Raw genomic sequence first — 19130 nt, 5'->3', positions numbered from 1 at the left:
GGACACGCCAACGCCCGGCTGCCCCCTCCGGGGCGAGCGGGCAACCAGGGGCCCGGCTCCGCGCCGGCCCTTCATCCGTACCGGAGCTTCAGCGGCGGCGCTTCGGGTGGTGCTGCTGGGCCAGCGCGGTGGCGAGCGTCTCGCGCACCTGCCGCGCCTGGAAGAGGCGGTCCGCCGTGTCCAGCAACGTGTCCGCGTACAGCACGTTCTTGCGCAGCCGCGCCGGAATGGCCGCCGTGCCCAGGTGCGCTCCCACCAGGGCCCCCGTGCACGCCGCGGCCACGTCCGCCTCGCCGCCGCAGCGCAGCACCAGCTCCACCGCCTGGCGGAAGTCGTGCGGCACCTTCAGCGTGGCGTACAGCGCGGTGAGCAGCACCGGCACCACGTGCGGCGGCAGCCCGTCCACGCCCTTGAGCTGGCTGGGCGGCACGCTCACCTTGCGCAGCTGCGTCAGCGCCCGCGCGGGATCCCACGTCAGCAGCCGGGGCAGGTGCCGCAGCTCCTCGGCCAGCTCCTTGTCGTGCGCCGCCGCCGACAGCGCCAGCTCCTCGCAGAACTCCGCGGGCGTGAGCGGCTCGCTCGTCGTCAGCCCCAGCGCGATGGCCTGCGCGAACGCGGCCGCCGCCGCCGCGCACGTCGGGTCCTTGTGCGTGAGCACCGTCAGCACGCCCGCGTCGTGGCGGATGCGCACCCGGCTCTTGCTCTCGAAGAGGCCCACCACCACCCCGCGGCTGAGCACCGAGGGGCACTTCACTCCCAGTGGCGCCCCCGCGCTCATCCACGGCGTGCCCTGCGCCAGCTTCTGCAGCGCCTCGGCCAGCTGCTTGGGCGGCTGGAGGATGATGCCCTCCTGCCACAGCCACGCCAGGTGCGCCGCCGCGCTGCGCCCGTCCACCTTGTTCTCGCGGATGACGCTCTCGGCCGCCGCCAGCATCAGCTGCGTGTCATCCGAGAACTGGCCCTTGGCGAACTTCCCCCGAGGCCGAGGCGCGAAGTCCTCCGCCAGTCCAGGCAGGCGCGTGAGGCTCGCTGGAGGCACGCCCCTCAGGGGAAACCCGAGGGCATCTCCGATGGCGAGTCCCAGGAACGCCGCTTGAAACCTGTCCTGGCGTTCGGCGGGGGTCAGCGACATGGGGAGCGGCAAGATAACCGAGCCGCGTTCCGTGACCAGCCCCGACTTTCATCTCCTCGTGAGTTCCCCGCATGCCGGCGCATAGCTTGGGTGAAGGTCGCTCTCCCACCACAAGGCGCTCGGGCCCACGAGGCACTGGCACGCGACATGCCGGAAGCGTCAGCCGTCGCGACCGAGGTTGACAACCGCCTGCAGTCTCGCCAGGACCGCCTGGGCGCCCTGGTGCAGGTGCTCACCGTCCCAGAGCGCGGGCGTGCTGTGTCCCCCGAGCTCCTTCCACGCCGCTTGCGCCTCCTCGAAGGCGACGTTGCGGAAGCGCACCCGATCCTCCAGCGCGTAGTCCACCACGTAGCGGCGCGCTTCCGCCGAGGTCGGCTCCGCGATGCGGTGGAAGAGCTCCAGCACGGGCCCGACCATGCTCAACCCACCTCGGCGTTCGCCGCGGGCTTGAGGAAGTAGGCGGACAGCTTGCGCGGACTGCGCCGCACCAGGTCTTCCAGGGTGTACTTGTCCAGCGTGGCCAGGAAGGCGCGCGTTGCCTCGTTGAGCACGCCGATCAGTCCACACGCCGGGGTGATGGGGCAGGTGTTCGTCTTCGGATCGAAACACTCCACGATGTGGAAGTCCGGCTCCATGCGGCGCACCACCTCGCCCACGGAGATCTCCGCCGGAGCCCGGGCCAGCACCACGCCGCCGGAGCGGCCCGGCCGCACCTCCACGAAGCCGTGGCGGCCCAGCCCCTGCACCACCCGGACGAGGTGGTGCTTGGAGATACCGTAGGCACCGCTCACCTCGCCCGTGGAGATCACCCGATCCGGGTTGACCGCGAGGTACAGCAGCACGCGCAGCGCGTAGTCAGCGTGAAGCGTCAGATGCACGGCCCGAGACCTCCACTCCTTCCTGCGGCGGAGGAGTGCTCGGGAGGAACGCATCCGCATGGAGGTCCTTGAGCGACAGCCCGGCGAGGAAAAGCTTCTTTCTCAGGGATAGCACCAGCGAAGGGTCGCCGCACAGCCAAGCCCGCCAACCGGCAGGCCGGGGGCACGCTTCCTTGATGACCGCGTCCAACGCCCCCACCGTCACGCCCACTCTTTCTTGCCCCTTGAGAACGCAGGGGCGGTACTGGAACTGACTGTAACAGGATTGCAACGCCCGGAGCTCCTCCACGAGGTAGAGCCCCGAAGGTTCGAGCGCACCGTGGAAGAGCCAGATGGGCCCGGTGTGCCCATGACTCAGCGCATCCTGGAGGATGCCGTACAGCGGGGCCAGGCCCGTGCCCGTACCGGCCAGCAGCAGCGGTTGCTCCGGCCGGCCCGGCACGTAGAAGCACTCGCCCGCGGGCCCCTGCAGCTCCAGCGCGTCCCCGGGCCGGGCCTCGTCGAAGAGCCACCCGCTCATGCGGCCTCCGGCGGTACGGCGTACGTGCAGCTCCAGCGTGTCCTCATGCGGCTGGCTGGCGAGCGAGTAGCTGCGCGCCAGCCCGTCCGCCCGGATCAGCGACACGTACTGGCCCGCCCGGTACTCCAAGGGCTTCTCCGGGCGCAGCCGCACGCACAGCACGCTGTCACTCAGCCGCTCCAGCGTGGCGATGCGCGCGGGCACCCGCAGCTCCGCGCCCGCCCCCGCCACCTCGAGGTCCCCCTCGGGGTGACACGCACACGAGAGGAAGTAGCCCCGGGCCTTGAGCGTCTCCTTCAGGCCCACCTGGGCCTTCGCCGGCACCGCGCCGCCCTCGGCTCGCATCAGGCAGGACTGGCACGCCCCCGCCCGGCACGAGTGCGGTACCCGCACGCCCCCCCTCAGCAGTCCGTCGAGTACCGACTCGCCTTCGTCCAGCCCGTACCACTGGCCCTCGAGCTTCACCCTCGCCATGTGCGTGCCCCCCTCGGACTCAGCGGTCGAGCACGTCCGCCCGCGCGCCACCGGCGATGGCCAGCACCTGCTCCACCAGCGGCTTCGCCACGCCCAGCTCCAGCAGCGTCGCCGACAGGTGCTCCACCACCGCGTCGAAGTGCGTGTCGTTCAGCCCGCGCTGCACCAGGTGCGCATGCCCCTTGCGCATGTCCTTGCCCGAGTACGCGCTCGGCCCTCCGCACACCATCGTGAGGAACGCCTTCTGCTTCGCCGACTGGCGCTCCATGTCCACGTCCTCGAAGAAGTGGCTGATGCGCTCGTCCGACAGCACCTTCCGGTAGAAGAGATCCACCGCCGCCTCCATGGCCGGCTCCCCGCCGATCTGCTCGTACAGGCTGCTCTTCTTCTCCGCGACGTTGGTGCTCATGCGCTCGCTCCCCGGGCCGCTCGTGGCGCCCTGCTTTCGATGCATCTCGAATGCATCTTTAAATGTGTATCTTGAATGCTCCTTTTTGGGCGCCACGTCAAGTGGAACGCTCGCACGGACGGTGAAACGGGGAAAGAAGGGGGGTGGAAACAACGAAGCCCCCGATGCCTGACGCCCGAAAACGCGGGCATCGTGCACGGGGGCTTCGTGTGAATCCGTCAGGCGGGGCTGAAGACCCTCACCCCGACCCTCTCCCAGAGGGAGAGGGAGCTAGCGCATCGTCGCGGCGCTCATGCGCGCCGTCTCGCGGCGCACCGTCGCCTGCTCGATGTCGAAGCGCACGTCGTCCGACGACATGCCGCGCAGCCGCTCCTGCGCATCCTGCATCCGCTTCTTCGCCGCCTCCACGTCGATGCCCGTCACCGCCTCCGCCACGTCCGCCAGCACCAACACCTTGTCGTTGCTCACCTCGACGAAACCACCCGCCACGAAGTAGTACTCGCGGCGCCCTCCGTCGATCAGCGTCAGCGGCCCCGGCTCCATCAGCGACAGGAACGGCGTGTGGCCCGGCCGAACGCCGAACAGGCCCTTGCCGCCCGGAACGATCGCCTCGTCCGCCTGCACCGACAGGATGCGCTTCTCGGGGGTCACAATCTCGACCGTCAGCTTGGCCATGGGCTTCCGTGCTCCCTGCAGTACCGCTTTTTCAGAAGGTCAGCTGGTGGGACTTGCCGCCCACCGTCTCGAACTCGATGCGCCCCGCGTCCGTCAGGCGCGGGCCCTTGCCCGGTACCCCGAGCACGCCCTCCAACCACTTGAGGTGCTGTCCCAACTGCCGCACCTCCGATACCTCGCGCGGGCTCACGAAGTTCATCAGGCGCCGCTCCTGCAGGCGCCCCTCGCGGCCATACTCCTCGGCCACCACCGTGTTGGCCCACGCGGGCACCTTCTTGTACTGCTTCCCGGGCAGCTTCACCGTGCCCTTGGGCGCCAGCGGGAACATGACCCATACCCGCTCTCCATCATTGGAGACGTAGTACAGGTCATCCACCCCACCCACGCACTGCTTGAGCGTCCACACCGGGCCGCTCTCCTTGGCCACCTCCAGCGTGCACTTCCCGGCCGCATGCTGCACCAGGCGCACGGTGAAGGTGCCATTGGCGCTCACACGCGCCCGGCTGGAGCGCTCCTGCCCGAGGGCCGGGAGCGCCACCAGCGACAACACCAGGATGAGGGCGGAATGCAGCACGGGGGCTCCCTCCCAGGCGGGAACGGCCGGTTAGGCCGCCGCCATCTTGCGGGCCTTCTCCAGCACCTCTTCGATGCCACCCACCATGTAGAAGGCGGACTCGGGGATGTCGTCGTGCTTGCCGTCGGCGATCTCCTTGAAGCCCTGGATGGTGTCCTGGAGCTTCACGTACTTGCCCGGCGAGCCGGTGAAGATCTGCGCCACGAAGAAGGGCTGCGACAGGAAGCGCTGGATCTTCCGGGCGCGCGCCACCACCTGCTTGTCATCCTCGGAGAGCTCGTCCATGCCGAGGATGGCGATGATGTCCTGCAGCTCCTTGTAGCGCTGGAGGATGCCCTGGACCTTGCGGGCCACCGCGTAGTGCTCCGCGCCCACCACGTCCGGCGAGAGGATGCGGCTGGTGGAGTCGAGCGGATCCACGGCCGGGTAGATGCCCAGCTCGGAGATGGCGCGGTTGAGCACCGTGGTCGCGTCCAGGTGGGCGAACGTGGTGGCCGGCGCCGGGTCCGTCAGGTCGTCGGCGGGCACGTAGATGGCCTGCACCGAGGTGACCGAGCCCTTCGTCGTGGAGGTGATGCGCTCCTGGAGGCTGCCCATCTCCGTGGCCAGCGTGGGCTGGTAACCCACGGCGCTCGGGATGCGGCCCAGGAGGGCGGACACCTCGGAACCGGCCTGGGTGAACCGGAAGATGTTGTCGACGAAGAGGAGCACGTCGCGCCCCTCGACGTCGCGGAAGTACTCGGCGATGGTCAGGGCCGTGAGGGCCACGCGGGCGCGGGCGCCGGGCGGCTCGTTCATCTGGCCGTACACCAGCACCACCTGGCTCTCCTCCAGGTTGTCGATCTTGATGACCTTGGACTCCTGCATCTCGTGATACAGGTCGTTGCCCTCGCGGGTGCGCTCGCCCACGCCGGCGAACACCGAGAAGCCACCGCGCTCCACGGCCACGTTGCGGATGAGCTCCTGCAGGAGCACCGTCTTGCCCACGCCGGCGCCGCCGAACAGGCCAATCTTGCCGCCACGGGTGTAGGGGGCGAGCAGGTCGATCACCTTGATGCCGGTCTCGAACATCTGCACGCGCACGTCCTGCTCCGTGAACGGAGGAGGCTGGCGGTGGATGGGCCAGGACTCCTTGGCCTTCACGGGGCCCTTCTCGTCCACCGGCTCGCCGGTGACGTTGAGGATGCGGCCCAGGGTGGCCTTGCCCACCGGCGCCTGGATGGGGGCGCCCGTATTCTTCACCGGCGTGCCGCGGCCCAGACCCTCGGTGGAGTCCATGGAGATGCAGCGCACGGTGTTCTCACCCAGGTGCTGCGCCACCTCGAGGGTGAGGTTGTCCGCCTCGGTGCTGATGTTGGCGTTGGTCAGCTTGAGGGCGGTGTACACCTCCGGCAGACCGCCGGGCGGGAACTCCACGTCGACCACAGGTCCGAGAACCTGCGTCACCTTGCCTACCGTCGGAACTTGAGCGCTCATGGAATGTCTTCCGTCCCTCGTCGAAATTGTGGCCCGGGGGATGGGCGGGCCCCCTCTACAGGTGGCCTCCCCCAGGGGTCAAGCTTCGCGGCCCTAAGGCCAGAAGCGGAACTTCTACTTCAGAGACTCCGCGCCGGACACGATCTCCATCAGCTCCTTCGTGATGACCGCCTGGCGGGTGCGGTTGTACGTGAGCGACAGGCTGGCGATCATGTCCGAGGCGTTGCTCGTGGCGTTCTCCATGGCGCTCATGCGGGAGCCATGCTCGCTGGCGACGCTCTCCAGCAGGGAGCGGTACAGCTTGATGGCCACCGCCTGGGGCACCAGCCGGTCGAGCACGTCCTGGCGGGCCGGCTCGTACTTGAAGTCCACGAGGGCGGGAGTGGGCGCGGCCACCGGGGCGCTCTGGCCGACCTGGGCCGCCGTGGGGGCGCCCACCGACAGCGTCTGCAGCGGCAGCAGCTGGGCCAGGGAGACCTTCTGGCTGATGGCGGAGAGGAACTCGTTGTAGACGACGTAGACGGCGTCCACCTCGCCCTTGAGGAACCGCGCGCTCATCTCCTCGGCCACCTGCGAGGCGTGGGTGTAGTCCAGCCGCTGGAAGAGGTAGCCGAAGTCCTTGCGCATCTTCTGGCCGCGCTGCCGGAAGAAGTCGTTGCCCTTGCGGCCCACGGTGGAGACCTCGATCTCCACGCCGCTGTTCTCGTACAGGAAGCGGCTGGCGCGCCGGATGACGTTGGAGTTGAAGCCGCCGGCGAGGCCGCGATCCGAGGTGAGCAGCAGCAACTCCACCTTGCGCACCGGACGGGACGTCAGCAGCGGGTGCGCCAGCTCCTCGCCCCCGGAACGGGTGGTCAGGTCGGAGATGATCTGATCCAGCATCTGCGCGTAGGGACGCGCGGCGATGATGGCATCCTGCGCCTTACGCAACTTCGCTGCGGAGACCATCTTCATGGCCTTGGTGATCTGCCGCGTGTTCTTCACCGAGCGGATGCGCTTGCGGATATCGCGAAGGGACGCCATGGGGCCACCAACTCCTCTGGAAACAGGCCTGAACGCGGCCCCCTATATAGGCGGTATGGCGGCCGGTCAACCGTGGCCTTGAAACTCGGAGCACCCCCCCGGGGCCCTCCTGGGGCCGGGGCCGGGCATCCAGGCGATTCCACCGGGGGTGCCACCCTGGTCTCCCGGACTTAGCCTTCGAGGGCAGGTTCCCTCATCGGTGGAGCGCGAGATCATGGCCTCCCTGCGTGGCCCGGTATTGATCGTGGAGGATGACCCGGACATCCGGGAGTCACTCCAACACTTCCTGGAGGCCCATGGCTACCCGGTGGTGGCCGCCAGCCATGGGAGGGAAGGCCTCGAGTACCTGAGGCGCGTCCCCCGGCCCTCCATGGTGGTGCTGGACATGAACATGCCCGTCATGGACGGCAACCGGCTCCTCACCGCGCGCAAGGGGGATGACACCCTGCGCGCCGTCCCCGTGGTCATCCTCTCGGCGGCCCTGGCGGGGATGAGCCCGAGGGATAGGGCCCTGTACGCCGCCAGCTATGGGGTGGCCGCCTTCCTGGGCAAGCCGGCCGACCCCCGGCAGGTGCTGGAGGCGGTGGAGCGGCATGGTTTGAGGACAGAGGACACGAGCGCTGGTGTCCCCGTGTGAGCACCAGGAGAGAGAGCCGCTTCCATCTGGGAATGAAGGGACGAGAATGAGGCTCCCGGCGGTTTGGCCGGGGGACCATGGGGAGAGGCGGCAAGAAGGCGCGAGCCTTGCGCAGGTGGGTGCTGGGGCTGCTGGCCATGGGGCTGGCGGCCGTCCTGGGCGTGTGGGTCGTTTCCTTCTACGTGGAGAAGCGCTACGCGGATCGGATCATCCCGCGCGCCGAGGCCCCCCAGGCCCCGGTGGCCCTGGTGTACGGGGCGGGACTGGCCCCCGGAGGCGTGCCGTCGGCCGTGCTGGCCCAGCGGCTGGACGCGGCCATCGCCCTGTACCGCGAGGGCACGGTGGACTCGCTGCTGCTCAGCGGGGACAACTCGGACCCCTTCCACGACGAGACGCGTGCCATGGTGCGTTACGTGCTGGAGCGGGGCGTGCCTCCCGAGGCGGTGGAGGAGGACGACGCCGGCCTGTCCACCTACGACAGCTCCGTCCGGGCCCACACCGTCTTCGGGGTGCGCGAGGCAGTGCTCGTCACCCAACGTTTCCACCTGACACGGGCCCTGTACATCGCCAACTCGGTGGGCATCGACGCCTGGGGGGTGGCCGCCGACGAGGGCCGGCCCCGCACCCGGCGCTATGCCATGCGCGAGACGTTCTCCCGGGTGCTCGCCCTGGGCATGGTGCTGGCCAAGGCGGAACCCCGCTACCCCTCCGGCCGGACGCTGGCCTCTCCGCGCTGAGCCACCTGACAGGCGGGCGGCCCCGCTCTGTTGCGTGGAATCCCTTGGGTTCGCACCGTTGGCTCGGGCAGCCAACCCGGCGTGCTCGGAGGAAACACCATGCGATTCAAGAAACTCGGTTCCGAGGACGTGGGTGAGTCCGAGTCCCTGCGCAACCGGGACCCCGTCACCGGCCAGGAGCACATCAACTTCACGGATCAGGAGCTGACGGCCACCCCACCCCTGGAAGAGGACCCGGACTACCGGGACATCCTCCCGGATCAGATTCACGAGTTCCGGCGGGGTGACGAGGAGGAGCAGGAGGAGGAGCTCACCGCTCGTCCCCGGGAGCCGCTGCGCCCCATGCCTCCCAACGATCTGCCGGAAGGCTAGACGAGGGGCGGGCTCTTGGAGACCCCCCGCCGGCCCCGCTCCCAGGTGACACCCCGCACGGTGTGGACGGTGGCGTCGCACGTGCTGGCGCTGGTGGCCGTGCTGTGGCTGCTGACCCGGGTGTGGACGGTTCTCTCCTGGGTGATGGTGGCCCTCTTCCTCGCGCTGGCGGCGCATCCGCTGGTGCGCTGGATGGAGCGGCACCAGGTGCGCCGAGGCGCGGCGGTGTTCTCCGTGGCCCTGCTGGGGTTGGGCCTGCTCTCGGCGCTGTTGATGACCCTGCTGCCGATGTTCCTCGAGCAGGGGCTCGCGCTGGTGCGGGCCGCGCCCGACTACATCGACCGGCTCCAGCACCTGTCGTGGGTGGAGAAGCTGGACGAGCGCTATGACGTCGTCGACCGTGTCTCCGCGGAGCTGCGCCAGCACATCCCCATGGCCCCCGGGCCCGTCATCGGCGTGGTGACGAACCTGCTGCAGAAGCTGGCGGCCGTGGTGACCATCTCCGTGCTGACGGTCTTCTTCCTGCTGTTCGGACCGGACCTGTTCGACAAGAGCCTGCAGTGGGTGGAGCCATCACGCCGCGAGCACTGGCGCGGCCTCGCGCACGAGATGCATCGCACGGTGGGCGGCTACGTGGCGGGAGCGTTCCTCATCTCGTTCATCGGCGGGGTGGTGACGGCGGTGTCGACGCTGCTGCTGGGCGTGCCCTACTTCATGGCCCTGGGCCTGGCCATGGCGGTGCTGGGGCTCCTCCCCTTCATCGGCTCCACGCTGGGCCTCTTCCTGGTGGCGGGGACGACGTTCGCCTCGGTGGGAATGAAGGAGGGCTTCATCGCGGTGGGCATCTTCGTCGTCTACCAGCAGGTGGAGGGCAACCTGCTGCAGCCCCTCATCCAGCGCCGGACGTTGAAGATGAACCCGCTGCTCATCGCCCTGGTGATGCTGGTGGGCACCGCACTGGCGGGCCTCCTCGGCGCGCTGCTGGCACTGCCCATCGCTGGCGCGGTGCAGGTGATTCTCGAGGACCGGCTGGCGCGGCTGCACGAGCAATGGCGCACCGGCAAGGACGGGGTGACCCGCGTCATCCTCGCCCCCGAGGACCAGGGAACCCGCCCACGGCCCCCCGCCGAGCCTCCCTTGATTCGACACTGAGTCCGCTCCCCTCTCCTGACGAGAGGGGAGCTCGGACGGGCGGCGACGAGGCTCAGCGCCGGCCGCGCGCGGCGGCCTTCTTCGCCGGGGCCTTCTTCGCCGGGGCCTTCTTCGCGGCGGCCTTCTTCGCCGGTGCCTTCTTGGCAGCGGTCTTCTTCGCGGCGGTCTTCTTCGCGGCGGCCTTCTTCGCGACGGCCTTCTTCGCGACGGCCTTCTTCGCGGCGGCCTTCTTCGCCGGTGCCTTCTTGGCCGGAGCCTTCTTCGCTGCCGCCTTTTTCGCCGCCGCCTTCTTGGCAGGTGCCTTCTTCGCCGGAGCCTTCGCCGCCGCCTTCTTGGCAGGTGCCTTCTTCGCTGCCGCCTTCTTCGCTGCCGCCTTCTTGGCTGGAGCCTTTGCGGCCGCCTTCTTGGCCGGAGCCTTTGCCGCCGCCTTCTTGGCCGGAGTCTTCGCGGCAGGAACCTCCGCAGCCGCCTTCTGGGCCGGAGCCTTCGCCGCCGCCTTCTTGGCCGGAGCCTTCGCGCCAGCCGTGGACGTGGTGCCGCCAGTCATCGTCATCGTGGCGACGTTCGCCACGGCGGCAACCGTCTTCGCGGCCCCCTGCGCGACTTCGGCAACCGTCTCCACGGCGTCCTGAGCCACGGCAGCGGCCTTCTTCACCGCACTCCGAACACGGGTCACGGGCGAGGGCGGCTCCTGGGGAGCTGCCTGCCGGAGCTGCACCACCCGGCGCTCGGCCGCCGCGACCACGGGCTTCCGCAACTCCTCGTCAGCCTCTTCCTCTTCGACCTCCTCCTCGCCCTCTTCGGCCTCTTCCTCTTCGGCCTTCGCCTCCTCGCCCTCCTCGGCCTCTTCCTCGCCCTCTTCGGCCTCTTCCTCGCCCTCTTCGGCTTCTTCCTCCTCAGCCGCCGCCGCCGCCTCGCCTTCTTCGGCCTCCTCCTCCTCGCCCTCTTCCTCCTCAGCCGCCTCTTCTTCCTCCTCCTCCTCCGACTCCTCGGCCTCCGCCTTCGGCCGAGCGTCCTCGTCGTATTCCACGGACAGATCGCTCAGCGCTCCCTGTACCGCCGAGAGCGCACGCGCGAACGTCCTGTCACCGAACTCCTCCACCTCGGCCGGAGGCACCAGCACCTCGAGCATCGTCTGCAGCGTCCGGTACAGCCGCAGCTCGCGCTTCTCCGTCTCCCAGGTGCCGTAGATCCAATCATCCCCCGACAACGGCTCCGCCCAGCCAGGCAGGGGGCTGTCGGCCTGCTCCACCATCGCCGACTTGCGCGCGGCGAAGAGCTGCCGGTGCGGCCCCTTCACCCCGATGCGCCACACTCCCGCGGCCGGCAGGCTCTCCAGCTTCAGCCGCGTCTTCTCCAACACGCTCGGCGCACTCTCGGGACCATGCAGCGGAAACAGCGTCACCTCCCCCTGGAGCTCACCGCCGTCGAACGTCCGGTACAGCGTGCCGAGTTCCTCGGGGAAGGGCACCCCGCACTCGGTCTCCGCCCTCCGGATATCCTCGGCGCCCACTCCGGCCGCCGTCCGCTTCGCCGACTTCTGAAGTCCCTCCAGCCACTCGTACATGTCCCCTCCGTCGAGGGCCCCAACTTATGGCGCCCGGGGCCTGCTGCGCAGTGTGCCTCGTCGGATATTGTGCACCGCCACGGCCCGCGCGGGCAGCCTTTCCGCACTCCGCAGCCGCCAATTCCGTATGGATTCCGCCATGAATTCAACCCACGGGACTTCCCTCCCCCATCCCTTTCCCGGAGCCTCCGTGCCCCTCCTCCGCGTCCTCCTGCTGCTCCCCCTCGCCCTGTCCCTGATCGCCTGCGGCCCCAGCCACGAGGGCACCGTGACCTATGAGGTGAAACTCGATGCCGGCGGCGTGATCGGCGGCACCATCAACGACAGCCTCCACCTGGACTCCACGAACGACCAGTGGACGGCCTTCCTGTCCCAGGCCCGCGCCACCCTGGGCGAGGCCCCCTCGCGTTTCGAAGTCACCCAGGCGCGCCTGCAGCTGAATGTCACGAAGTCGAAGAACGTGGGCATGCTCCAGGACGTGCTCTCCAGTGACGTGACGGCCTTCCTGCGCGCCAGCGAGACCGGCACCCAGGTGGACATCGCCACCATCCAGAACCCCCGGGGCAGCGCCCAGCTCGACATGGACACCACCCGCAACACGCTGGAGTCCCTGGACGCCAACCTGGCCCGGGGCGACTTCCTCCTCGGGCTGCGCGGAGGCACCCCCCGCACCGCCTCCAGCGACTTCGAGGCCGTCATCACCCTCACCCTCGACATCACCGCCCGCTGATCGGCACTCCAGGGTCCCCCTTCCCGGCCGGGAGGGCCTCGCCCGGCCGCCTGCCCTCCCCTGTCCTCTCCACCCCTCCCGAACCCAGCTTCCCCGAAAAGGTTCGAAAGGAGTGGGTCACATGAAGCGCTCGTGGGGACGGTGGGCAGTGCTCGGCTCGATGGCGATGGCCCTGGGGTTGGGGGGGCCGGCGATGGCCCAGACCCCCCAGGGAAAACACCCGTCCCACAAGACGGGGGACCTCGAGGCGGACGAGGCCCACCGCGTGGGCGTGATGATGCTCGCGGGCAGCGCGCCAGCCTTCCTCGCACAGCTCCGGGCCATCAACGAATCGGAGATCGCCCTCGGCGAGCTCACCGTGCAGAGGGCCGCCAACCCCGCGGTGAAGCAGTTCGGCGAGCGCATGGTGAGCGACCACCGGACGGCCCACCAGCAACTCCTGGACTTCGCGAAGCAGCGCAACCTCCAGCTCCCCGCCCGGCTCCAGCCCACCAACGACGTGCAGACCCGCCTCATGAACGCCACCGAGGCCAGCAAGGCGAAGCTCGCGGTGCTGGAGCCCCCTCTCTATGATCAGGCCTACCTGGCCTCGCAGGTGGCCAACCATGCCGAGGCCATCCAGCTCGTGACGCTCGGCCGGCAGCAGTACCCCGAGCTCGCGCCCCTGCTGGACGGGCTGCTCCCCAAGCTGCGCGAGCACCGGGACCGGGCCTACCAGTTGCTCGGCCAGTCCCAGCCCCAGGCCCAGGCCGGACAGCCGCAACCGGCACCCCAGCAGCCGGCCCAGCCCGCGCAGCGTCAGGCCCGCCCACCCGCCGGGGAGCGTCGCTGAACCCCCCTGGCGCCCGCTTCCCCGGTTGAAGCGGGCGCCCGGTGCCGTTAGTCACGGGCGCATGTCACATCCCGTGAGCTACGACGCGACGACGGAGAACTTCGACGCGCTGGTGTTGGAGCCGAAGGACGAGCTGGTCGTGGTGGACTTCTGGGGACCCGGCTGCCCCAACTGCGACATCTACGCGGCCGCCGAGCCCTCCCTGCTCTCCGAGCTCGAGGGCGCCCGCATGCGCGTGGTGAAGGTGAACGCGTACGAGCACGAGGAGCTGGCCCGGCGCTTCGGCCTCTTCGGCATCCCCACCTTCCTGCTGTTCCGCGATGGCAAGCTGCTCGGGAAGATGAGCCAGTACTACGGGCGCGAGTACTGGCTCGGCGTCATCCGCGACCACCTGCCCAGGGCCTGACTAGCGGCGCAGCTCGGGGAAGGGCGAGGTCTGCGAGCTGTAACGCCCGGTCACCATGGACCAGCGCACGTTGCCGTGAATCCACGCCTTCATCCCCTCCACGTACGAGAGGACACGCGGGTCCACCGGCCCCTGCTCCAGCAGCGCCTCCTCACACGCGAGGAACGCGTCCGTGTCCGCGTTGATGACACCGATGGCCGCGTGAATGGCCGCCTCCAGCCCCAGCCGCTGGTTGACCCGCAGCACGTGCACGAAGTTGTTCGGGTTGCGGTGCCAGAGGACCTCCTTCTCGAAGGAGAACAGGTCGTTGGTCAGCCCCACCACCCGCGCGCACAGGTGCCGCAGCCGCTGGACGAGCGGCTGCTGGAAGAGCGCCTCGGGCAGCTCCTGCCCCTCGTGCGCGAACTCCACCAGGTCCAACGCCGTGTACATCGCCGAGTCCATGGAGCGCTGCTCGATGTAGGGCTCGAGCTCGGGCACGGTGCCCTCCGCCCAGTGACGCGCCGCCGGGAGCGTGCCCCGGTAGAGATAGTCCTCCACGTCCCGGGTGAAGCGCTCCAACCACACCTCGCTCGCCAGACTGCCCATGCGCTCGCGCAGGTGGCGGGTGAAGCGCTCCAACGGCGTCGCCCGCGCGCGCAGGGGGCCTCCGCGCAACACCTTCAGACAGGACTCCACGTACTCCTGGAGGTACTCCGGACGCTGGCCCACCTCCTCCTGCTCGTCGGCCTGGTCATCGAAGAGGAACAGCCACACGTGCCAGTCGTTGCAGACCTCCAGCCGCTCCCGCGTGCCCCGCGGATAGGTGTAGGCCGTGAGCAGGCCGAACTGGCTCGCGTCGAAGCGCCTCACCACCGGCTGAACCCTCGGCAACAGCTTCACCGCCAGCACCCGCGTCCGCGTGGCCCGGTCAATCGCCCTCGCGTGCAGGCTCGGCTCCGAGCTCCAGGACACGGGCAGCCTCAGTGTCGACAGGCTGGGCCCTCGAAGCAGCGTCTCCTCTTGCGACGGGGGAAACGCGGCGGAACCGGACGGGAGAACGGAAAGCATCGGAACCTCGAGGCGGGCGGGGGCACCCTGGGAGAGACTCTCGGGCAGTGAGACTATAATGCTGAATCAGGACTGTAAAACATATTCCTTTTTTGTCAGGGAAAGCCCGTATTCAAGGCCTCCATGAGAGCGCCAGGAGCTCATTTCCGCCCCAGTGTACCCTGGTGTCGCATTTTGTCGCTATTCGGGGGTCTCATTTCCTCAATCACCAGGAGCGACAGAGAGCTGACGGCGGGTGGGAGTGACGGCAACCCGAAGAGGAGTCACGGGACTCCCGCTGTCAGGCACTGAAAGGAAGGAGCGCGCGTTCAGTCCAGCAGGATGCGGCGGCCGCCGTCCTCCGAGGCCAGGGCCGCCGAGAGGATGCGCTGCACCAGGGCCGCCTCCTCCACCGAGGCCAGCTCCGCGTCCACCCGTGGCGGCTGCCCGAGCATCCCGAGGAAACGCCGCGCCGTCTCCACATGGGCCTGGGCCCAGGGCTCGCGCTCGCCGGGCCGGGGCTCCAGTCCGGGCGCCAGATCCCACCACGCACCGGACTCGAAGCAGCGCACCGGCGAGACACACCACCCCTCGCGCGCGGGGATGAAGCCGCCGGAGAAGCCCGCCTCCCAGTCCTCGCCCAGCAGAGACCAGCCGCCATGAAGCCCCGGCTCCGGACTGGACGCGTGCGTCAGCACCAGCACCGCCCCGCTGGAGAGCCCCACCTGGAGCGCCGCCGTGTGCACCGGCCGGCCCGACAGCGACGCCTGCACCCACGAGGGCGAGGCCCCCGTCAGCCACAGCACCGCGTCCAGCAGGTGCGAGACGCCTCCGAAGTCCGCCGAGCGCCCCACGCGGGCCCCGGGCTCCAGGACCTCCGTGGGGACGAAGCCGTTGCGCACCGTGATGACCAGGTGGTGCGCCCTGTGCTCCCTCAGCCATGCCCTCAGCGCCCGCAGCGGCGGCAACATCCGGTAGGGGAAGTTCACCACGCAGGGACACTTCGCGTACCGGGCCCGCTCGACCAGGGCCGCGGCGTCTTCATGGGTGAGCGCCAGCGGCTTCTCGCAGAGCACCGCGCACCCGGCGTCCAGTGCCGCCTCCACGTGCGCCCGGTGCAGCGCGTCCGGGCTCGCCACCACCACCGCGTCCACCGCCGCGCACAGCTCGCGGACGTCCGCCGTGGCCAGGGCGATGCCTTCCCGGTCCGCCACCTCGCGCGTGTGCGCCTCGTGCTGGCCGCACAGCGCCACCACCTCGGCCCCCGCCGCGCGGAAGGCCCCGACGTGCATCAGCCCCCACTTCGTTCCGATGACGCCGATCCGCATGCGCTATCCGCCGCAGCCGATCCGCTGCGTCCCGATGATGATGTCGTCGTACCAGAGCTCATCCTGCTCGCCGTGGTACGTCTCGAAGCCGAACCACGCCTTCCCATACTGCGGCGACCAGGTGCTCAGGTTCTTGTTCCAGTTCGTCGTGTGCAGGTCCGAGACCTCGCTCCCGTCGAACCACACGCGCAGCTCGTGCCGCGCCCCATCGAAGAGCGCCTCCACGCAGTGCCACTTCCCCGCCTGGAGCTGGATGCCCTGCGAGGGCTGGCCCCACGGGCCCGAGAGCACTTCGTACTCCGTGCCGGGGTGGATGAGGTTCGCCTCGAGCACGTACTGGTGGAAGCCAATGCGCACCATGCGCTGGTTGTCCTCCGAGCCTCCTCCGAAATACGTGCTGTGGCCCTCGCCCATCCCGTTCTTCGAGCGCAGGAAGACCCGCGCGTAGAAGCTGTTGTGCTGCGGCGGGAAGGGCGCCGTGGTCGAGAACAACACCGAGCGGTAATTGCCCGTGCCCATGCCGTTGACGTACACCGACTTCGAGCCCGAGTGCGCCTGCGAGCTGTCGATGGCGATGTGGCCCTTCTGCTCGAAGATCTGCACCTGCCACGTCGACGCATTGGGCACACTCCCCAGCGCCCCCCCTTCGAAGTCGTCACAGAGCAGCACGCCATCCACACCACACGCGCGCACTCCCGGCCCCGTGCCAGGTGACGAGGTGTCGGGGGCATTCGGGTCACAACTCCAGGCCACTCCGAGGACACAGAAGAGCCACAGCCACGCGCCACGTCGTTGGTTCACGGTCACCACGCCTTTGTGGGTCAGGGGGCGCCCAGCCTAGCGCCTCGTGCACCCGGGTGGAGCGGAGACGTCCTCGGGTGGGAACCCGGGATGCCCGGCACCCTCACCCCGTCCCTCTCCCGGAGGGCGAGGGAAGATGCGGACAGTGTGGCCCCCTTCTCCCTGTGTCCTCGCTGTCTCCCTGTGCCCTCGCTGTCTCCCTGTGTCCTCGCTGTCTCCCTGTGTGCTCGCTGTCCCCCCGGCCTGCTTCCGGCTGCGGTCTCTTCCTCCCGGGGATACATTCCGCCCTCCGTTTCCCCGCTGTTTCCCCAAGGAGTCGTCTTGAGAATCACCGCCTTCACCCTCATGGCCGCCCTGGGCGCGACCGGTTGCGCCCATTCGACCGTGACGAAGCCCGAGCCCACCTCCTCCGTCCAGGCCGAAGCCCGCAAGCCCATTCCTCCTCCCGAGGGCTCCAAACTCGTCTCGGGGACCCTCGAGGCCTTCAACGCCGCCTGCTCCGCCGACCTGGAGCGCGCCCGCGCCCAGATTGCCTCCCTGAAATCCCTCAAGGCCTCCGACGGCCGCGCCATCCTCGAGGCCTATGACGAGGCCACCGCCGCGCTCGGCGCCTCCCTCAACCGCTCCAGCCTCACCCGCGAGGTCCACCCCCAGGCCGCCTTCCGCGACGCCGCCCGCGCCTGCGAGCAGAAGGCCGATGCCCTCAACGTCGACATCTCCCAGGACCGTGGCGTCTATGACGCCCTGTCCGCCGTGGACCTCTCCCAGGCCGATGCCCCCACCCGCTACTGGATGGAGCGCACCCTGCTCGAGTTCCGCCGCGCCGGCGTGGACCGCGATGACGCCACCCGCGCGAAGGTGAAGGCCCTCAACGAGGAGATCCTCAAGCTCGGACAGACCTTCACCCAGAACATCTCCGAGGACGTGCGCAAGGTAGAGCTGGACCCGAAGGAGCTCATCGGCCTGCCCCAGGACTTCATCGACGGCCACAAGCCGGGCGCCAACGGGAAGGTGGTCATCACCACCAACTACCCCGACTACTTCCCCTTCATGACGTACGCCCGCGATGGCAAGGCGCGCGAGAAGGTGTGGCGCACCTATCGTCAGCGTGCCCATCCGAAGAACCAGCCGGTGCTCGAGCAGCTCATCGCGAAGCGCCACGAGCTGGCCACGCTGCTGGGCTACCCCACCTGGGCCGCCTTCGTCACCGAGACGAAGATGACGCGCACCCAGCAGGTGGCCGCGGACTTCATCGACAAGGTGGCAGCCACCGCCGAGCGGCGTGCGAAGCAGGAGTACGCGGACCTGCTCGCACGCAAGCAGAAGGACGATCCCAAGGCCACCACGGTGGAGCCGTGGGACCAGGACTACTACGAGGACCGGCTCAAGGCGGAGAAGCTCGGCTTCGACTCGCAGGCGATGCGGGCCTATTTCGAGTACGGGCGCGTGAAGCAGGGGGTGATGGACATCACCTCGCGCATGTGGGGCATCACCTACGTGCCGGTGAAGGACGCGGCGGTGTGGCACCCGGACGTCGAGGCCTATGACGTCATGGAGAACGGCACGCTGCTGGGCCGCATCTTCCTGGACATGCACCCGCGGGAGGACAAGTACAAGCACGCGGCGCAGTTCGACCTCGTGGCGGGCCAGGCCGGCAAGCGCTATCCGGAGGGCGCGCTGGTCTGCAACTTCCCGCGCACGGGCGCGCTGATGACGCAGGACGAGGTGGAGACGTTCTTCCACGAGTTCGGCCACCTGCTGCACCACGTCTTCGCCGGCCGCCAGCAGTGGAAGGGAATCACGGGCATCGCCACCGAGTGGGACTTCGTGGAGACGCCCTCGATGCTGCTGCAGCAGTGGGCCACCCACCCCGCCATCCTCCAGCAGTTCGCCCGCCACCATGAGACGGGCGAGGTGATTCCGGCCGCGATGGTGGAAAAGCTCCGGGCCTCGAAGGAGTTCGGCAAGGGCCTGTGGACGCGCCGGCAGATGTTCCTGGCGGCGGTGTCGCTGGACTACTACTCGCGCGCGCCGGGCTTCGACACCACGGAGGCGCTCGAGAAGCAGCAGGAGAAGCTCAGCCCGTTCCGCCACGAGTACCGTGACGGCACGCACTTCCAGCTCGCCTTCGGGCACCTCAAGGGGTACTCGGCCGCGTACTACACGTACGTGTGGTCGCTCGTGATCGCCAAGGACCTGGAGACCGAGTTCCAGAAGAACGGCTACCTGGATACGGCCACCACGATGAAGTACCGCAAGACGGTGCTCGAGCCCGGTGGCTCCAAGCCCGCCGCGGAGCTGGTGAAGGACTTCCTCGGCCGACCCTACGGCTTCGAGGCCTACCGCGCCTACATCGACCAGCAGTAGGGCCGGGGATG

General features: G+C 69.1%; 21 protein-coding genes. 8 read left to right on the top strand and 13 right to left on the bottom strand.

Annotation, left to right across the window (positions count from 1 at the left end; all coding sequences use genetic code 11):
• Positions 1-88 precede the first annotated feature (88 nt).
• From Q664_RS46325 to atpG, 9 genes are all read right to left on the bottom strand, one after another.
• Positions 89-1132, bottom strand: a complete 1044-nt coding sequence (locus Q664_RS46325) for an ADP-ribosylglycohydrolase family protein (RefSeq protein WP_043412247.1) — start codon at positions 1130-1132, stop codon at positions 89-91.
• A gap of 159 nt (positions 1133-1291) precedes the next feature.
• Positions 1292-1549, bottom strand: a complete 258-nt coding sequence (locus Q664_RS46320; protein ID WP_043412244.1) for a hypothetical protein — start codon at positions 1547-1549, stop codon at positions 1292-1294.
• Between the two features lie 2 nt (positions 1550-1551).
• The gene (locus Q664_RS46315; protein ID WP_043412574.1) at positions 1552-2010 is read right to left on the bottom strand and encodes an RrF2 family transcriptional regulator; all 459 of its coding nucleotides are present in this window, start codon (positions 2008-2010) and stop codon (positions 1552-1554) included.
• Positions 1988-3004 (bottom strand): FAD-binding oxidoreductase, encoded by a 1017-nt coding sequence (locus Q664_RS46310; RefSeq protein ID WP_052519584.1) that lies wholly within the window; start codon positions 3002-3004, stop codon positions 1988-1990. Before Q664_RS46310 ends, Q664_RS46315 begins: the two co-directional genes overlap by 23 nt.
• A 19-nt stretch (positions 3005-3023) precedes the next feature.
• Positions 3024-3413: a group I truncated hemoglobin gene (locus Q664_RS46305; RefSeq protein WP_043412570.1), complete on the bottom strand. Its 390-nt coding sequence runs from the start codon at positions 3411-3413 to the stop codon at positions 3024-3026.
• A gap of 270 nt (positions 3414-3683) precedes the next feature.
• Positions 3684-4088, bottom strand: coding sequence for a F0F1 ATP synthase subunit epsilon (locus Q664_RS46300; RefSeq protein ID WP_043412242.1), 405 nt, complete (start codon positions 4086-4088; stop codon positions 3684-3686).
• Between the two features lie 31 nt (positions 4089-4119).
• Positions 4120-4662, bottom strand: coding sequence for a hypothetical protein (locus tag Q664_RS46295; protein WP_043412239.1), 543 nt, complete (start codon positions 4660-4662; stop codon positions 4120-4122).
• Positions 4663-4692: 30 nt separating this feature from the next.
• Positions 4693-6138: a F0F1 ATP synthase subunit beta gene (gene atpD, locus Q664_RS46290; protein WP_043412235.1), complete on the bottom strand. Its 1446-nt coding sequence runs from the start codon at positions 6136-6138 to the stop codon at positions 4693-4695.
• 114 nt (positions 6139-6252) lie between these two features.
• The gene (gene atpG / locus Q664_RS46285; RefSeq protein ID WP_043412233.1) at positions 6253-7161 is read right to left on the bottom strand and encodes an ATP synthase F1 subunit gamma; all 909 of its coding nucleotides are present in this window, start codon (positions 7159-7161) and stop codon (positions 6253-6255) included.
• A 214-nt stretch (positions 7162-7375) separates the two neighbouring features.
• On the opposite strand from atpG, the gene Q664_RS46280 reads away from it, so the two are divergent.
• The 4 genes from Q664_RS46280 to Q664_RS46265 all read left to right on the top strand — a co-directional run bounded on the left by Q664_RS46280 (position 7376) and on the right by Q664_RS46265 (position 10059).
• Positions 7376-7798, top strand: a complete 423-nt coding sequence (locus Q664_RS46280) for a response regulator (RefSeq protein WP_084610936.1) — start codon at positions 7376-7378, stop codon at positions 7796-7798.
• Between the two features lie 107 nt (positions 7799-7905).
• Complete coding sequence (locus tag Q664_RS46275; protein WP_326938797.1) at positions 7906-8535, top strand: SanA/YdcF family protein; 630 nt, start codon at positions 7906-7908, stop codon at positions 8533-8535.
• Positions 8536-8634: 99 nt separating this feature from the next.
• Complete coding sequence (locus Q664_RS46270) at positions 8635-8907, top strand: hypothetical protein (RefSeq protein WP_043412227.1); 273 nt, start codon at positions 8635-8637, stop codon at positions 8905-8907.
• A 15-nt stretch (positions 8908-8922) separates the two neighbouring features.
• A complete protein-coding gene (locus Q664_RS46265) occupies positions 8923-10059 on the top strand; it encodes an AI-2E family transporter (protein WP_235217150.1) in 1137 nt (378 codons plus the stop codon).
• A gap of 52 nt (positions 10060-10111) precedes the next feature.
• Here the strand turns inward: Q664_RS46265 and Q664_RS62490 are convergent, their stop codons facing one another.
• Positions 10112-11626 carry an SMI1/KNR4 family protein gene (locus Q664_RS62490; RefSeq protein ID WP_043412225.1) on the bottom strand — a complete coding sequence of 505 codons (1515 nt, stop codon included), beginning with the start codon at positions 11624-11626 and terminating at the stop codon, positions 10112-10114.
• A gap of 190 nt (positions 11627-11816) precedes the next feature.
• On the opposite strand from Q664_RS62490, the gene Q664_RS46255 reads away from it, so the two are divergent.
• The 3 genes from Q664_RS46255 to Q664_RS46245 all read left to right on the top strand — a co-directional run bounded on the left by Q664_RS46255 (position 11817) and on the right by Q664_RS46245 (position 13594).
• Complete coding sequence (locus tag Q664_RS46255; RefSeq protein ID WP_043412223.1) at positions 11817-12356, top strand: hypothetical protein; 540 nt, start codon at positions 11817-11819, stop codon at positions 12354-12356.
• A gap of 121 nt (positions 12357-12477) precedes the next feature.
• Positions 12478-13188 (top strand): DUF4142 domain-containing protein, encoded by a 711-nt coding sequence (locus Q664_RS46250; RefSeq protein ID WP_052519549.1) that lies wholly within the window; start codon positions 12478-12480, stop codon positions 13186-13188.
• A 61-nt stretch (positions 13189-13249) separates the two neighbouring features.
• Positions 13250-13594 (top strand): thioredoxin family protein, encoded by a 345-nt coding sequence (locus Q664_RS46245; protein ID WP_043412220.1) that lies wholly within the window; start codon positions 13250-13252, stop codon positions 13592-13594.
• On the opposite strand, the gene Q664_RS46240 is transcribed toward Q664_RS46245, so the two are convergent.
• From Q664_RS46240 to Q664_RS46230, 3 genes are all read right to left on the bottom strand, one after another.
• Complete coding sequence (locus Q664_RS46240) at positions 13595-14548, bottom strand: terpene synthase family protein (protein ID WP_043412218.1); 954 nt, start codon at positions 14546-14548, stop codon at positions 13595-13597. It abuts the gene before it with no gap.
• Between the two features lie 404 nt (positions 14549-14952).
• Positions 14953-15951 carry a Gfo/Idh/MocA family protein gene (locus tag Q664_RS46235; protein ID WP_043412215.1) on the bottom strand — a complete coding sequence of 333 codons (999 nt, stop codon included), beginning with the start codon at positions 15949-15951 and terminating at the stop codon, positions 14953-14955.
• Between the two features lie 3 nt (positions 15952-15954).
• The gene (locus tag Q664_RS46230) at positions 15955-16752 is read right to left on the bottom strand and encodes a hypothetical protein (protein ID WP_152622752.1); all 798 of its coding nucleotides are present in this window, start codon (positions 16750-16752) and stop codon (positions 15955-15957) included.
• Positions 16753-17097: 345 nt separating this feature from the next.
• On the opposite strand from Q664_RS46230, the gene Q664_RS46225 reads away from it, so the two are divergent.
• Complete coding sequence (locus Q664_RS46225; protein WP_200883872.1) at positions 17098-19119, top strand: M3 family metallopeptidase; 2022 nt, start codon at positions 17098-17100, stop codon at positions 19117-19119.
• The last annotated feature ends 11 nt before the right edge of the window (positions 19120-19130 follow it).

This window comes from Archangium violaceum Cb vi76 (genome assembly GCF_000733295.1).
Taxonomy (GTDB): domain Bacteria; phylum Myxococcota; class Myxococcia; order Myxococcales; family Myxococcaceae; genus Archangium; species Archangium violaceum.
This window is presented reverse-complemented; position numbering and strand designations above follow the sequence as displayed.

Excerpts from the sequence above, each read along its gene's own strand:
- Q664_RS46325 (WP_043412247.1), bottom strand. The coding sequence starts at position 1,132 with ATGTCGCTGACCCCCGCCGAACGCCAGGACAGGTTTCAAGCGGCGTTC.
- Q664_RS46320 (WP_043412244.1), bottom strand. The coding sequence starts at position 1,549 with ATGGTCGGGCCCGTGCTGGAGCTCTTCCACCGCATCGCGGAGCCGACC.
- Q664_RS46310 (WP_052519584.1), bottom strand. The coding sequence starts at position 3,004 with ATGGCGAGGGTGAAGCTCGAGGGCCAGTGGTACGGGCTGGACGAAGGC.
- Q664_RS46305 (WP_043412570.1), bottom strand. The coding sequence starts at position 3,413 with ATGAGCACCAACGTCGCGGAGAAGAAGAGCAGCCTGTACGAGCAGATC.
- Q664_RS46300 (WP_043412242.1), bottom strand. The coding sequence starts at position 4,088 with ATGGCCAAGCTGACGGTCGAGATTGTGACCCCCGAGAAGCGCATCCTG.
- atpD (WP_043412235.1), bottom strand. The coding sequence starts at position 6,138 with ATGAGCGCTCAAGTTCCGACGGTAGGCAAGGTGACGCAGGTTCTCGGA.
- atpG (WP_043412233.1), bottom strand. The coding sequence starts at position 7,161 with ATGGCGTCCCTTCGCGATATCCGCAAGCGCATCCGCTCGGTGAAGAAC.
- Q664_RS46280 (WP_084610936.1), top strand. The coding sequence starts at position 7,376 with ATGGCCTCCCTGCGTGGCCCGGTATTGATCGTGGAGGATGACCCGGAC.
- Q664_RS46270 (WP_043412227.1), top strand. The coding sequence starts at position 8,635 with ATGCGATTCAAGAAACTCGGTTCCGAGGACGTGGGTGAGTCCGAGTCC.
- Q664_RS62490 (WP_043412225.1), bottom strand. The coding sequence starts at position 11,626 with ATGTACGAGTGGCTGGAGGGACTTCAGAAGTCGGCGAAGCGGACGGCG.
- Q664_RS46250 (WP_052519549.1), top strand. The coding sequence starts at position 12,478 with ATGAAGCGCTCGTGGGGACGGTGGGCAGTGCTCGGCTCGATGGCGATG.
- Q664_RS46245 (WP_043412220.1), top strand. The coding sequence starts at position 13,250 with ATGTCACATCCCGTGAGCTACGACGCGACGACGGAGAACTTCGACGCG.
- Q664_RS46235 (WP_043412215.1), bottom strand. The coding sequence starts at position 15,951 with ATGCGGATCGGCGTCATCGGAACGAAGTGGGGGCTGATGCACGTCGGG.
- Q664_RS46225 (WP_200883872.1), top strand. The coding sequence starts at position 17,098 with ATGGCCGCCCTGGGCGCGACCGGTTGCGCCCATTCGACCGTGACGAAG.